This window comes from Mesorhizobium muleiense (genome assembly GCF_900099905.1).
In the GTDB taxonomy this organism is placed as follows: Bacteria; Pseudomonadota; Alphaproteobacteria; order Rhizobiales; family Rhizobiaceae; genus Mesorhizobium; species Mesorhizobium muleiense.
On sequence record NZ_FNEE01000020.1, the window covers coordinates 35737 to 49800 of the forward strand.

At 62.6% G+C, this 14064-nt stretch carries 16 protein-coding genes; 10 read left to right on the forward strand and 6 right to left on the reverse strand.

Annotated elements, in window-relative coordinates:
• Nucleotides 1–10: 10 nt before the first annotated feature.
• Nucleotides 11–328, reverse strand: coding sequence for a hypothetical protein (locus BLT09_RS25860; RefSeq protein ID WP_027151066.1), 318 nt, complete (start codon nt 326–328; stop codon nt 11–13).
• Between the two features lie 145 nt (nt 329–473).
• Nucleotides 474–1367, reverse strand: coding sequence for a branched-chain amino acid aminotransferase (locus BLT09_RS25865; RefSeq protein ID WP_091598375.1), 894 nt, complete (start codon nt 1365–1367; stop codon nt 474–476).
• Nucleotides 1368–1610: 243 nt separating this feature from the next.
• Here BLT09_RS25865 and BLT09_RS25870 point away from each other — a divergent pair, with 243 nt between their 5' ends.
• The 4 genes from BLT09_RS25870 (at nt 1611) to BLT09_RS25885 (ending at nt 5645) form a co-directional block, all read left to right on the forward strand.
• A complete protein-coding gene (locus tag BLT09_RS25870) occupies nt 1611–2144 on the forward strand; it encodes a MarR family winged helix-turn-helix transcriptional regulator (protein WP_031255243.1) in 534 nt (177 codons plus the stop codon).
• Nucleotides 2131–2850: a response regulator gene (locus BLT09_RS25875; protein WP_036261013.1), complete on the forward strand. Its 720-nt coding sequence runs from the start codon at nt 2131–2133 to the stop codon at nt 2848–2850. The genes BLT09_RS25870 and BLT09_RS25875 overlap by 14 nt, the downstream gene beginning before the upstream one ends.
• 52 nt (nt 2851–2902) lie before the next feature.
• Entirely contained in the window at nt 2903–4315 is a 1413-nt protein-coding gene (locus tag BLT09_RS25880) for an ATP-binding protein (RefSeq protein WP_091598380.1), read from the forward strand.
• 205 nt (nt 4316–4520) lie between these two features.
• On the forward strand, nt 4521–5645 hold the full coding sequence (locus BLT09_RS25885; RefSeq protein WP_236473074.1) for a glycosyltransferase family 4 protein: 1125 nt from the start codon (nt 4521–4523) through the stop codon (nt 5643–5645).
• 194 nt (nt 5646–5839) lie between these two features.
• Here the strand turns inward: BLT09_RS25885 and BLT09_RS25890 are convergent, their stop codons facing one another.
• The 4 genes from BLT09_RS25890 to BLT09_RS25905 form a co-directional block, all read right to left on the reverse strand.
• Nucleotides 5840–6283: a YybH family protein gene (locus BLT09_RS25890; RefSeq protein ID WP_091598383.1), complete on the reverse strand. Its 444-nt coding sequence runs from the start codon at nt 6281–6283 to the stop codon at nt 5840–5842.
• A gap of 334 nt (nt 6284–6617) precedes the next feature.
• Nucleotides 6618–6977, reverse strand: coding sequence for a tRNA-binding protein (locus tag BLT09_RS25895; protein WP_027151061.1), 360 nt, complete (start codon nt 6975–6977; stop codon nt 6618–6620).
• An 18-nt stretch (nt 6978–6995) separates the two neighbouring features.
• Complete coding sequence (locus BLT09_RS25900; protein WP_006202532.1) at nt 6996–7496, reverse strand: type III secretion system chaperone family protein; 501 nt, start codon at nt 7494–7496, stop codon at nt 6996–6998.
• A 309-nt stretch (nt 7497–7805) separates the two neighbouring features.
• Nucleotides 7806–8108 carry an accessory factor UbiK family protein gene (locus BLT09_RS25905; protein WP_091598528.1) on the reverse strand — a complete coding sequence of 101 codons (303 nt, stop codon included), beginning with the start codon at nt 8106–8108 and terminating at the stop codon, nt 7806–7808.
• Nucleotides 8109–8239: 131 nt separating this feature from the next.
• Here BLT09_RS25905 and lgt point away from each other — a divergent pair, with 131 nt between their 5' ends.
• The 6 genes from lgt to BLT09_RS25935 all read left to right on the forward strand — a co-directional run bounded on the left by lgt (nt 8240) and on the right by BLT09_RS25935 (nt 14016).
• A complete protein-coding gene (gene lgt, locus BLT09_RS25910; RefSeq protein WP_091598386.1) occupies nt 8240–9094 on the forward strand; it encodes a prolipoprotein diacylglyceryl transferase in 855 nt (284 codons plus the stop codon).
• Complete coding sequence (locus BLT09_RS25915; protein ID WP_091598389.1) at nt 9091–10179, forward strand: class I SAM-dependent methyltransferase; 1089 nt, start codon at nt 9091–9093, stop codon at nt 10177–10179. The genes lgt and BLT09_RS25915 overlap by 4 nt, the downstream gene beginning before the upstream one ends.
• A gap of 111 nt (nt 10180–10290) precedes the next feature.
• Nucleotides 10291–11085: a peptidoglycan editing factor PgeF gene (gene pgeF / locus BLT09_RS25920; RefSeq protein WP_091598392.1), complete on the forward strand. Its 795-nt coding sequence runs from the start codon at nt 10291–10293 to the stop codon at nt 11083–11085.
• A complete protein-coding gene (locus BLT09_RS25925) occupies nt 11085–12236 on the forward strand; it encodes a M24 family metallopeptidase (protein ID WP_091598395.1) in 1152 nt (383 codons plus the stop codon). The genes pgeF and BLT09_RS25925 overlap by 1 nt, the downstream gene beginning before the upstream one ends.
• A gap of 54 nt (nt 12237–12290) precedes the next feature.
• Nucleotides 12291–12914, forward strand: a complete 624-nt coding sequence (locus BLT09_RS25930; RefSeq protein ID WP_091598398.1) for a hypothetical protein — start codon at nt 12291–12293, stop codon at nt 12912–12914.
• 166 nt (nt 12915–13080) lie between these two features.
• The gene (locus tag BLT09_RS25935) at nt 13081–14016 is read left to right on the forward strand and encodes a ribose-phosphate pyrophosphokinase (protein ID WP_023799890.1); all 936 of its coding nucleotides are present in this window, start codon (nt 13081–13083) and stop codon (nt 14014–14016) included.
• Nucleotides 14017–14064: the final 48 nt, after the last annotated feature.

Genomic DNA, 14064 nt, shown 5'->3' on the forward strand with positions numbered 1-14064 from the left:
TGCATTAAGCTTACTTCTTCGTCGCGTTCATGACCGCGCCGATGATGGCCGTCAGGATGGCGCCACCACCAGCACCGCCGAGGATGTTCTGCACATTCAGCGCGCTGCCCAATCCGCCCGTTGCCGCTGCGGCCGCAGCCGGATCGATCGTGCCGCCGCCGAGCAGGCTGCCGAGGATGGCCGCACCGCCGACGCCGCCAAGGGCGCCGCCGAGGATTTTGGTAAGCTGCCCCATTGCCGCTGTCTTGAGCGCGGCGCCCACCGCCTGGCCACCAATGACACCCATAATCACCTGAACAATGATCTGAAGAAGCGTGTTCATGTCCATATTACCAGTCCCTCCATAGCTGCCAGCCTCCCGGGCCGACAGCATCATGAGACGCCGAACTGGACGAAAGTCAAATGCCGAGGTGCTTAAATAAAAGGGGCAGTCCGAAAACCGCCCCTACTTGTTAAAAAAGTTGTGACTTTCGTTATTCTGCGGCAATCGCATGCTTGGGTTGAACGGCTGCAGAATAGTCGTTCATCAGAGTCTTGGCGATTTCGCCCACCTCGAATCGGTATGGACCGATTTCTGAAACGGGCGTCACCTCGGCCGCCGTTCCGGTGAGGAAGCACTGCTGGAAGCCTTCGAGTTCTTCCGGCATGATGGTGCGCTCGATCACCTCGAAGCCGCGATCCTTGGCAAGACCAATGACTGTACGGCGGGTGATGCCGTCGAGGAAGCAATCGGGGGTGGGTGTGTGGATCTTGCCGTCCTTGACGAAGAAGATGTTGGCGCCGGTTGCTTCCGCAACCTGGCCGCGCCAGTCGAGCATCATGGCGTCGGCATAGCCTTTGGCTTCGGCGGCATGCTTGGACATGGTGCAGATCATGTAGAGGCCGGCAGCCTTCGATTTCGACGGCGCGGTGCGCGGATCGGGGCGGCGCCATTCGGCCAGATCGAGGCGGATGCCCTTCAGCTTCTGTGCCGGATCGAAATAGCTGGGCCACTGCCAGATGGCGATGGCGCAGTTGATCCGGCTGTTTTGCGCCGAGACGCCCATCTGTTCGCTGCCGCGCCAGGCGATCGGCCGGACATAGGCATCCTGAAAACCCTGCTTCTTCAACAGCGTGCGGCAGGCGTCGTCGATCTCGGCAACCGAATAGGGAATCTTGAAGCCGAGCAGGCGTGCCGATTCGTGCAGGCGCTCGCTGTGGTCGGTCAGCTTGAAAATCTCGCCGCCATAGGCGCGTTCGCCCTCGAACACCGCGCTGGCGTAGTGCAGGCCATGGGTCAGCACGTGGATCTTGGCGTCGGCCCATTGGACGAACTCGCCGTTCATCCAGATAAAGCCGTCCATTTGGTCAAAGGGAACGGATGCCATGGTAACCTCCCGCGGGCGGCCGCCCGCACATTATCGTTGCGCGTTTCTTGTCAGCCGCACCGGGCGGCCACTATCTCGAAGCGTAGGCGGATATATAAGGTCTGGCAAACACAGGAAGTTCCGGAAAAACGGCTTTCCCTTGCCTTTTCGTTCGCAATCCGCCGAAAAGCTTGTCAAAAATTACCATTGCCGGGAAATTACGTCAATAGTACTGACATAATTTCCCTTTCGCACGGAGAAAAGATGACGGATCGCAGCCACCCAGCCGGAAAACCGATCAGGACGGCGATCACCGACGAGGACGGCATCGACTTTGCCATCATCGAACTGTTCTTCTTCGCCTATCGCGATTTTACCTCCGATCCGGACCAGATCCTGTCCGACTATGGTTTCGGCCGCGCCCATCACCGGGTCCTGCATTTCGTCAATCGCAGGCCGGGCCTGACGGTCGCCGAACTCCTCGACGTGCTGAAGATCACCAAGCAGAGCCTGGCGCGCGTGCTCAAACAACTGATCGATACCGACCACATCGTCCAGTTGCAGGGTCCGCGCGACCGCCGCCAGCGCGAGCTCTATCCGACAGCCAAGGGCCGCGCCCTGGCGCTGGCGCTGGCACGGCCACAGTCACGCCGCATCCATGCTGCATTGGAAGATTCCGGAGCCACCGAACGCGCCTTGATCGAGCGCTTCCTGGAAGCGATGGTCAATCCGGAACTAAGGGCGCAGATCGACATTGTGCCCGCAAAAACGTCAGGGAAAAGCCATGGAGACCATTGAAAGGGTTGATCAACCGGCAGCACCGGACGACGATGCGCCGCATCTGCTGGTGATTGATGACGATACCCGTATCCGCAATCTTCTCAAACAATATCTGACCGAAAACGGCTTTCGCGTCACTGTTGCCGGAAATTCCGGCGAAGCGCGGCGCAAGCTCGCCGGCCTCGATTTCGATCTGCTCGTGCTCGATATCATGATGCCGGGGGAAACCGGCGTCGATCTCGCCAAGGCATTGCGGGCAACCAAGAACGTCCCGATCCTGATGCTTACCGCGCTGTCCGAGACCGACAGCCGGATCACCGGGCTCGAGGCCGGCGCCGACGACTATCTGCCGAAGCCTTTCGATCCCCGAGAATTGATCCTGCGCATCAACAACATCCTGCGCCGCGGCGGTCCTGCAACGACGCCCAAGGTCGAGCAGCTGGTTTTCGGGCCTTACACGTTCCAGATCGCCAGGCGGGAACTCAAGCGCGGCGGCGAGGCTCTGAAGCTGACCGACCGCGAGCAGGAGATCCTGGCGATCTTCGCGGCCCGGGCCGGCGAAACGATACCGCGTCATGAACTTGTCGGCGACGAGTCCGAAGTCGGCGAGCGCACCATCGACGTCCAGATCAACAGGCTGCGCCGCAAGATCGAGCGCGATCCGTCCAATCCGGTCTGGCTGCAGACCGTGCGCGGTATTGGGTATCGGCTCAGCGTGGAATAGACTGCCGCCCGCAGCCCCTTGTCGAGCGGCTGCGGATGAGCAAAAAGGGCGAATGGCGACCACGCAACTGGAACGGCCGGGAGATCGCGGCTTGAGCGCTCGCGCCAGGCGGGCGCTGAAGGCCGTGCCGCTTGCCTGGAAACGGTTCTGGCGCCTCGTTTCGCTTTACATGCCGAAGCGGCTCTATGCCCGCTCGCTGATCATCGTCATCGCGCCGATGATCCTGCTGCAATCGGTCCTCGCCTTTGTCTTCATGGAACGCCACTGGCAGACCGTGACGCAGCGCCTGTCGCAGGCCACGGTCCGCGACATTGCCGCGATCGTCGACCTGGTGGAAACCTATCCGCACGACGCCGACTACGCCAACATCATCCGCATCGCGCAGGATCGCATGCAGCTGAAGATCGACTTGCTGCCGCCCGATCCGCTGCCGGCGCCCGGTCCAAAGCCGTTCTTCTCGATCCTCGACGAAATTCTCTCGTCCGAGATCACCCATCAGATCAACCGTCCGTTCTGGATCGATACGGTCGGCAATTCCAATATCATTGAGGTCCGCGTCCAGCTCGAAGGCAAGGTGCTGCGCGCCTTCGTGCGCCGCAGCCAGGCCTATGCCTCGAACACGCACATTTTCCTGATCTGGATGGTCGGCACCTCGCTGGTGCTGCTGATGATCGCCATCCCGTTCCTGCGCAACCAGATCCGGCCGATCCTGACGCTGGCCGAGGCCGCCGAAAGCTTCGGCAAGGGCCGGCCGATGCCGCTCGATTTCCGTCCGCGCGGCGCCGAGGAGGTTCGCCGCGCCGGCTTTGCCTTCATCCAGATGCGCGAACGCATCGAACGCCAGCTCGAACAGCGCACCGCCATGCTGAGCGGCGTCAGTCACGACTTGAGGACCATCCTCACGCGCTTCAAGCTGCAGCTTGCGCTGACCGGGACCAAGGCCGACACCGAGGCGCTCGGCCAGGACATCGACGACATGCAGTCCATGCTGGAAGGCTATCTCGCCTTTGCCCGCGGCGAGGCAACGGAAGACGCCGGCCGTTTCAACCTTGAAGCCTATTTCGACAAGCTCGGCGAGGAGGCGACGCTGCGCAAGCGCAAACTGTCGACCTCGCTCGCCGGCGATCCAAATGTGCATGTGCGGCCCCACGCCTTTGCCCGGCTGTTGTCCAATGTCGTCGGCAACGCCTTCCGTTATGCCAAAACGGTTGAGATCAACGCCAACCACGGCCGCGGCTCGCTGCTCGTCACCATCGACGACGACGGTCCGGGCATTCCGCCTGAAAAGCGCGAGCACGTGTTCAAGCCTTTCGTGCGGCTTGACGAAGCCCGCAACCTCGATGCCAGCGGCACCGGCCTTGGCCTTGCCATCGCACGCGACATTGCCCGCAGCCATGGCGGCGACATCATGCTCGACAAGAGCCCGCTCGGCGGCTTGCGCGCCGTCATCAAGGTTCCGGCCTGAATTAGAGCGACGTGCGTCCAATTGAACGCACAAAGTACGCTCTACACTTTGAACCCACGCGACGTGCGTCCAATTGGGCGTACTGCCTTCATCGGCCCGTCATGAAACCATGCTGAAGAGCGCGCATGAAGCGCGTGATCCCGATTGATTCGGCCTTGCGGCCCCGCATCAAGGAAACCGACGACCTTTCAAGCAAAGGCCTGCTATGCGCATCCTGATGGTCACCGACGCCTGGCGGCCGCAAGTCAACGGCGTTGTCCATACGCTGGAACGGCTTTCAGAAACCCTGAAATCGTTCGACGTCGAGACGGACTTCCTGACCCCGAATATCTTTCGCACCTTGCCGCTGCCGACCTATCCCGACATCCGGCTGGCGCTGACGACGCCGGGCCACGTCGCGCGCCTGATCGAAGTGCGCAACGCAGACCATATCCATATCGTCACCGAGGGCCCGCTCGGCATGATGGCGCGGCGCTATTGCCGCAAGGCCGGCCGGCCGTTCACGACAAGCTATCACACGCGCTTTCCGGAATATCTGAGCGCGCGGCTGCCAATACCGGAAGCCTGGGCCTATCGCTGGCTTCGCGATTTCCACAATTCCGGACAAGGCACGCTGGTCGCCACCCAGTCGCTGGCGGACGATCTGGCGGCGCGCGGCTTCACCAAGCTCAGGCCATGGACGCGGGGCGTCGATACCGACCATTTCCGGCCGGACAAGAAAAAGGATATGGGGCTCAAGCGACCGATCTTCCTCTGCGTCGGCCGCGTCGCGATCGAAAAGAACCTGGCCGCCTTCCTCGACCTGGATTTGCCCGGCAGCAAGGTGGTCGTCGGCGAGGGACCGGAGTTGGCCAGGCTCAAGGCGAGATACCCCGATGCCCATTTCCTTGGCCACCGCCCGAACGACGAACTGGCCGAAATCTATGCCTCGGCCGATGTCTTCATTTTTCCCAGCCGCACCGACACGTTCGGCAATGTCATCATCGAGGCGCTGGCCAGCGGCACGCCGGTCGCAGCCTATCCGGTGACCGGGCCGATCGACATTGTCGGCGACGGCGTCGGCGGAGCCGTATCGAACGATTTGCGTGAGGCCGCGCTCGCCGCGCTCGATGTCGACCGCGCCGAAGCGCGCCAACGGGCAATGCGCTATAGCTGGAAGGCCTGCGCGGAGATGTTCCTGGAGACGGTTGGAGAGGCGCTGGGCACCCAGCGAAAACTGACACCACCTTCGTCATCCACGGGCGAAGCGGCGGCAACGCCGGCGCGCAGACCCGAGGATCCATTTCGTGACCTCCGAGCGGCCCCTTCGGTGAAGAACTTGTTGGGTTGAGGCGGCGGCGGGCCGCACTTACTCCGCAGGTTCATCCGGAACGCTTTGCCGAAAACAGGCAAGCGGAGGCGCTGATCGATTTCAATTACTTGCGCCAGGGTGCAGCTCTTGGCGTCCGTCAGGATCGTGACTGCGCTAGCTGAGGCAGCGACCCGGTAGCGCACCCCTCCCGTCGGAAGCAAGAACGCCGTTGATCAGTTGAAGGTGTGCAGCCGGAGTTTCAGGCTGCCATCTGCCTGCTTTTCGAAGACGTGGGTTGCCACCCCGGCCCACGGCTGATCCGCACCATTGGCGTCTTTACCCTTGGCCGACCATTTCGCCGTGCCAAACAGCAGGTTGCCGTCACCTCCTGCTTCGATAAGTTCGAGCTTGTGGCCTGTCACTCCCATGCCGAAGAGGCCGCCAAAGAATTTCTCGACCCCGTCCGGTGCCTTGATGACGTCATGGGTGGCGGGCAAGAAGATCGCGTCGTCGGTGTAGAACGCCGCAACCGCCTTTGCGTCTGCTTTGTTGAAAGCAGCGTCCCAGGCCACGTAAGCGGCTTTCACCTGATCGTCGACGGGGTCAGCGTTGGCGGACGACCACGAAAAGAGGCAAAGGGAAAGCACAGCGAAAATCGCAGTCAGCAGTCGAACCATCGTATCCTCCCGAGAATTGGCGGCACAGCCCGACAGATGCCGCGTCAAAACAATAAGCCTGGGCCGTTGGACTGTCGACTAATCCGTTTGGGGTGGCCGCCCACAACGAAAACTCAATCGATGTTGTCGCCGAGAACTGCAATCACGTGCAGGTCAAGGCTGTGGGCACCCTTGGTTCATTCGCGGGCATTCGGCGTGGTCGCGATACTGCGGCCGAGGTTTCTGGTGATCACGACTTTTGGGGAAACCACGCGCTTCTTGAGATCAAACCCTGGAGCGGCCAAGGAAAATCTGCGCGTCGGCGTCGCTCCCGCTCCGCCCGTGGATGACGAAGCTAGAACAGTCGGCCGCCGTCAGGCACCCTGCGTTCGATCGCACCGAGGACGACCGCACCCTCCTCGTCGGGAAAGCCAAGCGTCAGCACTTCCGACATGAAGGGGCCGATCTGCCGCGGCGGAAAATTGACCACCGCGAACACCTGCCGGCCGATCAGCGTCTCGGGCGCATAGTATTTGGTGATCTGCGCCGACGATTTCTTCACTCCGATGTCAGCGCCGAAATCGATCTTCAGCTTGATCGACGGCTTGCGCGCCTCGGGAAACGGCTCGGCCTCGACGATCGTGCCGGCGCGAATGTCGACACGGTCGAAATCGGCGAAGCTGATCTCTGGCTTGCGCTGGCTGCTCGAACTCATGGAGGATCAGGACCTGGCTCAGGCGTTTCCGTAGGTCTCGAACAGGACGCCGGCCAGCGCATCCTTGGCCGAGGTTCCCGACCAGACGACGAACTGGAACGCCTGGAAGTAGCATTCGCAGGCTTCCAGCGCCGACGACAACAGCACCTCGACCTGCTGGCTCGACGGCTCGACCCCGCCGGCGAGCAGCAGCGACTGGCGGAACATGATCGCGCCCTCCTGCTCCCAGAGGTCGAAATGGCCGAACAGCATCTGCTCGTTGATCAGCGAAAGCAGCCGCATCACTTCGAGTGCGCGCGCCTCCGGCACCTTGATGTCGAAAGCGCAGGCCAGATGCAGCGCCTCGAAATCCTCCATCCAGGAAAATGAGACGTGGTAGTCGGTCCAGCTTCCGGCAACCGAAATCGAAATCTCGTCGTCGCCGGCCCGTTCGAAGGACCAGTCGTTGTTGTGCGCCACCTGCTCGATAACATCCACCGGATGGATTTCGCGCGAGAATTCGAGTTCGAGAAGTTCCATGAATGCTTCCTGTCGTTCCTTCGCCTCGGCCGGCGGGGCACCCACAACGAACAATTTTGTCTAGAACTCGGACGGCCGGGACTTCGTCAACGCAAAGACCCCAGACCGGACCCCACCGCCCGGCGCATGACCCTGCTCCGAATCATGCAACAAATTCAGTCTATTGATCGGGAGTCGCGTGACCAGCCCAATTTTTCGCACTGCGTCATTCGCATGTGGAAAGCCGCTGTCACAAAGATTCACGCAATGCCGGTAAGCGATTCACGACAAAGCGCTTTTTGCGATTGTGCTTTGTGGAAAAGTTTAACGTTATTTTTTCGGTCTGGGCTTTGCCGCGGCCGCAGGCGCGGCCTGCCCGGTCAGTTCGGCGAGCTTCGCCTCGAGCGCTTCGAGGCGCGTCGCGAGACGGGTGTTTTCTTCCCTGGCTTTTACCGCCATGTCGCGGGCGGCCTCGAATTCTTCGCGCTGCACCAGGTCCATCGAGTTGAGAACACGCTCGGCCTGCCCCTTGAAGGCGGTTTCCACTTCGCGGCGCACGCCTTGCGCGGCACCGGCAGCGTCGGTCATCAGCTTGGCGAATTCATCGAGAATGCGGTTCGGTCCGGTCGACATGGCAAATCCTCGCTTGCTCGATTTGACGTAGTGGCGCGCGACGCGGAATGCAAGCATCCACGTCGCCTTGACCCCGTCAAAACCCTGCCGCATGGTCCGCGCCCGAACGTGATCGCAACCGGGAGATCCTGTTGAGCGAGTATCTTATGCTGCCGCTGGCCGCCCTGCCCTTCCCCAACATCGACCCCGTCATCGTCCAGATCGGGCCGCTGGCGGTGCATTGGTATGGCGTCGGCTACATCGTCGGCATTTTGTTCGCCTGGTGGTATGCCAAACGGCTCGTCACCAATGCAAGGCTCTGGCCCGACGGCACCATGCCCATGAAGCCTGAGGATCTCGACGACTTCATCGTCTGGGCGGCTATCGGCGTGGTGCTTGGCGGGCGTGTCGGCTACGTGCTGTTCTACGACCTGCCGCGCTACATCGCTCAACCCTTCGATATCCTTGCCGTCTGGCAGGGCGGCATGTCGTTCCATGGCGGGCTGCTCGGCGTCATTCTCGCCATGACGCTGTTTTCCTGGTCGCGCGGCATCCGCACATGGTCGCTGTTCGACGTGGTGGCGGCCGGCGTGCCGGTCGGCCTTGGCCTCGTCCGCATGGCGAATTTCATCAACTCCGAACTCTGGGGCCGGCCGACCGACGTGCCATGGGCGGTCGAATTCCCCAATGGCGGGCCCTTTGCGCGCCATCCGAGCCAGCTCTACGAGGCGCTGCTCGAAGGCCTGGTGCTGTTCCTGGTCCTGCGCTTCCTCACCCATTCCAGGCTCAAGCTGAAGACGCCGCGCTTCGTCGGCGGCGCCTTCATCGCCGGTTACGGTCTCTCGCGCATCTTTGTCGAATTCTTCCGCGAGCCCGACCAGCAGCTCGGCTACCTCCTCGGCACCAACTGGCTGACGATGGGCATGGTGCTGTCGCTGCCGATGCTGCTGGCCGGCATCTGGGCGATGGTGACTGCAAAGCCGGTAACACAGCCACAGCCGGTATGACCCGGCTGAAAACCCGCATCGTCGAGCTGATCGGTGCGGCGGGGCCAATCCCCGTCAACCATTACATGGCGCTTTGCCTGTTCGATCCGCTGGACGGCTACTATACGACGCGCGAGCCGTTCGGGGCTGCCGGCGACTTCGTCACCGCACCGGAGATCAGCCAGATGTTCGGCGAGCTTATCGCCGTCTGGCTCTACGAAGCCTGGCTGGCGACCGGCCGGCCGATGCCGGCCACCATCGCCGAGATCGGCCCCGGCCGCGGCACGCTGATGAAGGACATGCTGCGCACGCTTGCGCGGCTCGATCCGGCGCTGATCGCCGGTGCATCGTTCGCCATGATCGAGACCAGCCCGCGGCTGGCCGATGTCCAGAAGCAAACGCTTGCCGCCACGCCTGCCGCGATCGGCTGGCACGAAAGCATCGACACTTTGCCGCAAACCCCGCTTTTCATCGTCGGCAACGAATTGTTCGACGCAGTGCCGATCCGCCAGTTCGTCCGCGCCGGAACAGGCTGGCGCGAACGGATGATCGGCCTCGACGGCGCCGACGAATTGCACGTCTTCGCCGGCGCCGGCTCGGTCGATCCAACGCTGTTGCCGGACGATGCCGAAAACGCGCCACAGGGCGCGATCGTCGAGGTCGCGCCGGCCCGAGCCGCGCTGATGGCGACCATCGCCGAGCGATTGGCCGGGCTCGGCGGCGCCGGCCTGTTTCTCGACTATGGCTACCTCCAGCCAGGGATCGGCGACACCTTGCAGGCCTTGCGCAAGCACGATCACGAAGATGTGCTGGCCAATCCGGGCGAAGCCGATCTCACCGCCCATGTCGATTTCGCCGCCCTCGCCGCGGTTGTGCGGGCGCATGGCCTCGATGCCCATCTCTCCACGCAAGGCGAATTCCTGGTGGAAATGGGGCTTCTCGAACGCGCCGGTCAGCTCGGCGCCAATGCCAATGAGGCGGCGCGCGAAAAGATTGCGGGCGAGGTCGAACGCCTCGCCGGCCCGCAAGCCATGGGCGACCTGTTCAAGGTGCTTGCTGTCCTGCCTGCCGGCATCGCCGTTCCGCCCTTTGCAACGGCGGATTGACTTTTCACTGCCGCCTCTCCCACTCTCCCGCCTTCCGACTGTCGCCGTTGGACTGTCGCCATCTTTCGACTGTCGCTTGACGAAATCGCTCTCACGGACAACAACGCAGCCATGCTGAATCAGACCAAACCGGATCCCGTTCGGTCGCCCTTGCTGGAGAAAGCGCGTGCGCAAGGCATTCGCCACGGCTATTTCACCCGCGTCGGCGGCGTCTCCAGCGGCATCTATCAGGGCCTCAACATCGGCACCGGCTCGAGCGACGACCAGACGCAGGTCGCCGAGAACCGCCGCCGCGTCGCCGACTGGATGGGCGTGCCATCAAGACATCTGTTGACCGCCCACCAGATCCATTCGCCCGACGTCGTCATCGCCAGGGAGCCTTTTTCCGGCGAGCGGCCGAAGGCCGACGCCGTCGTCACCGACCGGACGGGGATTGCGGTGGGCGCCTCGACGGCCGATTGCGGACCGGTGCTGTTCGCCGATGCCGGGGCGCGAATCGTCGGCGCAGCCCATGCCGGCTGGAAGGGCGCCTTGTCAGGCGTGCTGGAAAACACCATTGCGGCGATGGAAAGCCTCGGCGCCCGGCGCGAGCGCATCGTTGCGGTTCTCGGCCCGTCCATCGGCCCGGAAAACTATGAAGTCGGCCCGGAATTCATCGCTCGCTTCGTCGAGGTCGATGCCAACAATATCGGCTATTTCGCGCCCTCGGCGAAGCCGGAACATGCAATGTTCGACCTCAACCGCTATACGGTCGATCGGCTGACCCGGGCCGGCGTCACCGCCGATGGGCTCGGCCGCTGCACCTACGCCGAGGAGGATCTGTTCTATTCCTACCGGCGCAGCACCCATCGCAAGGAGCCGGATTACGGGCGGCAGATTTCGGCAATCGTTTTGGAGACAGAATAATGGCGCTGCATTTCGAACGGTCGGAATTTGACGCGCGGCGCGATCGGCTGATGATCGAGATCGCCGAGAAGAAGCTCGATGCCGTCCTTTTGTTTGCGCAGGAGAGCATGTACTGGCTGACCGGCTACGATACGTTCGGCTTCTGCTTCTTCCAGTGCCTGGTGGTGAAGGCAGACGGCTCGATGATCCTGCTCACGCGCTCGGCCGATCTGCGCCAGGCGCGCCACACCTCGATCATCGACAACATCGTGCTGTGGACCGACCGCGACGGCGCCAATCCGGCGATCGACCTGCGCAATTTGCTCAACGACCTCGACCTGCTCGGCGCCCGCATCGGCGTCGAATACGACACCCACGGCCTGACCGCCTACAATGGCCGGCGCCTGGACGAGCAATTGCAGACCTTTGGCCAGATCGCCGACGCGTCCGGCATCGTCAGCCGGCTGCGCTTGTTCAAGAGCCCCGCCGAAATCGCCAAGGTGGAAAAGGCCGCAAATCTCGCCGACGACGCTCTGGACGCGGCCCTGCCGCTGATCAAGCAGGGTGGCGACGAAGCCTTGATCCTCGCCGCCATGCAGGGCGCGATCTTTGCCGGCGGCGGCGACTATCCGGCCAACGAGTTCATCATCGGCTCCGGCGTGGACGCACTGCTTTGCCGTTACAAGGCTGGCCGCCGCAAGCTGAGCAAGAACGACCAGCTGACGCTCGAATGGGCCGGCGTCTTCCACCATTACCATGCGGCGATGATGCGCACGGTGCTGACCGGCAAAGTGTCGAAACGTCACCAGGAACTGTTCGATGCGGCGCGCGCCGCACTTCTGGCGGTCGAAAAGGCGATGACGCCCGGAAATACCTTCGGCGACGTGTTCGACGCGCATGCCCGCACGCTCGAGGCGCACAATTTGACCAAGCACCGGCTCAACGCCTGCGGCTATTCGCTCGGCGCCCGCTTCACCCCATCATGGATGGACATGCCGATGTTCTATCAGGGCAATCCCGAACCGATCGCGCCGAACATGACGCTGTTCGCCCACATGATCATCATGGACTCCGAAACCGAGACGGCGATGACGCTTGGCCGCACCTATCTGACGACTGAATCGCAGCCGAAGCCGCTGTCCCGCCATGATCTCGACTTGATTGTGCAATGAATCCATAATGGTAAGAATGCAAGAGGCGTTCATCGCCAGGGAGTTTTGAGGGAAATGAGGCGATCGCATGCGACGACCGTGTCATTGCTCGCGGCGCTGACGCTGGCCGCCTGCACCAACGCGAAGGACGTTCTCGAACCCTCGGCCATCGCCCCGCAGTCGACGCAGGCCGTGGCAACGCCCGGAAGCGGCACGGCTGCAACGCCGACCGCACCTGCAGCCACCGCCCAGCCTTCCGCGACAACACAGCCTTCCGCGACGGCACAGCCCGCAACCGAGCTGCCGGCAAAAAGCGCCGCCGTCATCGCACGCACCCGCCTGCAGGTGGCGCCGATCGTCGGCGCCTCGGTGGAAGCCGCGACACCATTGACCGCGCAGCTTCAGACGCGAGCCAAGCAGCGCGGCATCACCTTGGCAGGAAGCGCCGGACAGACCCCGACGCATGTGCTGAAAGGCTATTTCTCGACGATGTCGGAAGGCAAGGATACCACCGTCATCTATGTCTGGGACGTCTATGACCCGGCAGGCAACCGGCTGCATCGCATCAACGGCCAGCAGAAGGCGCCCTCGGTCAATGATGGCGAAGGCTGGGCTGCAGTCGCGCCGGAGACCATGCAATCGATCGCCGACCAGACGATCGACCAGTTTGCCACATGGCTTGGCGGGCAAGCGGGCTGACCGGCGGGCTGACATGTTGCCGGCTTCCCTCGCCGTTCATGTTTATTGAGATTAGCCGGCGGATTCCGATCACGACGCTTGCAATACCGGCACGGGCCGCTAAAAGCCCCGACTAAGGGGCTCAAGAGAGTCTGCCAGAGTCTCCATCCTTCACCAGGAACGGTGCATGAAGCTTTTCGCGGGCAATTCCAACAGGGTGCTGGCCGAAGCGGTCGCCCGCTATCTCAACATCCCGCTGGGCAAAGCCAGCGTCAGGCGCTTCGCCGATCAGGAGATCTTCGTCGAAATACAGGAGAATGTGCGTGGCGAGGATGTCTTCATCCTGCAGTCCACCTCGTTCCCGACCAACGATCACCTGATGGAACTGCTCATCATGATCGATGCCTTCATGCGCTCGTCGGCCAAGCGCATCACGGCGGTCATTCCCTATTTCGGCTATGCAAGGCAAGACCGCCGCGCCTCGGGCCGCACGCCGATCTCGGCCAAGCTGGTCGCCAACATGATCACGCGGGCCGGGGTCGATCGCGTCTTGACGCTGGATCTCCACGCCGGCCAGATCCAGGGCTTTTTCGACATCCCGACCGACAATCTGTTCTCGGTGCCGGTCATGGCCCGCGATGTGAAGGCGAAATACAAGCGCCTTGCCAATGTCATGGTCGTGTCGCCGGATGTTGGCGGCGTGGTCCGCGCCCGCGCTCTCGCCAAGCGCATCGACGCCCAGCTTGCCATTGTCGACAAGCGTCGCGAGCGCCCTGGCGAATCGGAAGTCATGAACGTCATCGGCGACGTGCGCGGCAAGGATTGCCTGCTGATCGACGACATCATCGATTCGGGCGGTACCTTGTGCAATGCGGCCGATGCGCTGCTTGCCGCCGGCGCCACCAGCGTCACCGCCTACACCACCCATGGCGTTCTGTCCGGCGGCGCCATCGCCCGCATCGGCGCCTCGAAGCTGCAGGAACTGGTCATCACCGATTCCATCCAGCCGACCCAGGCGGTGCTCGACGCCAGCAACATCCGCGTCGTCTCCATCGCCGACCTGATGGGTGAGGCGATCTCGCGCACGGCGACCGAAGAGTCGGTGTCGAGCCTGTTCGACTGAAATCTGCCCGCGATACAGCGCCGCGCGTCCAGAGACGCGCAAAGGACG

Coding starts and splice junctions, on each gene's coding strand:
- BLT09_RS25860 (WP_027151066.1), bottom strand. CDS start 328: ATGGACATGAACACGCTTCTTCAGATCATTGTTCAGGTGATTATGGGT.
- BLT09_RS25865 (WP_091598375.1), bottom strand. CDS start 1,367: ATGGCATCCGTTCCCTTTGACCAAATGGACGGCTTTATCTGGATGAAC.
- BLT09_RS25870 (WP_031255243.1), top strand. CDS start 1,611: ATGACGGATCGCAGCCACCCAGCCGGAAAACCGATCAGGACGGCGATC.
- BLT09_RS25875 (WP_036261013.1), top strand. CDS start 2,131: ATGGAGACCATTGAAAGGGTTGATCAACCGGCAGCACCGGACGACGAT.
- BLT09_RS25880 (WP_091598380.1), top strand. CDS start 2,903: ATGGCGACCACGCAACTGGAACGGCCGGGAGATCGCGGCTTGAGCGCT.
- BLT09_RS25885 (WP_236473074.1), top strand. CDS start 4,521: ATGCGCATCCTGATGGTCACCGACGCCTGGCGGCCGCAAGTCAACGGC.
- BLT09_RS25890 (WP_091598383.1), bottom strand. CDS start 6,283: ATGGTTCGACTGCTGACTGCGATTTTCGCTGTGCTTTCCCTTTGCCTC.
- BLT09_RS25895 (WP_027151061.1), bottom strand. CDS start 6,977: ATGAGTTCGAGCAGCCAGCGCAAGCCAGAGATCAGCTTCGCCGATTTC.
- BLT09_RS25900 (WP_006202532.1), bottom strand. CDS start 7,496: ATGGAACTTCTCGAACTCGAATTCTCGCGCGAAATCCATCCGGTGGAT.
- BLT09_RS25905 (WP_091598528.1), bottom strand. CDS start 8,108: ATGTCGACCGGACCGAACCGCATTCTCGATGAATTCGCCAAGCTGATG.
- BLT09_RS25915 (WP_091598389.1), top strand. CDS start 9,091: ATGACCCGGCTGAAAACCCGCATCGTCGAGCTGATCGGTGCGGCGGGG.
- pgeF (WP_091598392.1), top strand. CDS start 10,291: ATGCTGAATCAGACCAAACCGGATCCCGTTCGGTCGCCCTTGCTGGAG.
- BLT09_RS25925 (WP_091598395.1), top strand. CDS start 11,085: ATGGCGCTGCATTTCGAACGGTCGGAATTTGACGCGCGGCGCGATCGG.
- BLT09_RS25930 (WP_091598398.1), top strand. CDS start 12,291: ATGAGGCGATCGCATGCGACGACCGTGTCATTGCTCGCGGCGCTGACG.
- BLT09_RS25935 (WP_023799890.1), top strand. CDS start 13,081: ATGAAGCTTTTCGCGGGCAATTCCAACAGGGTGCTGGCCGAAGCGGTC.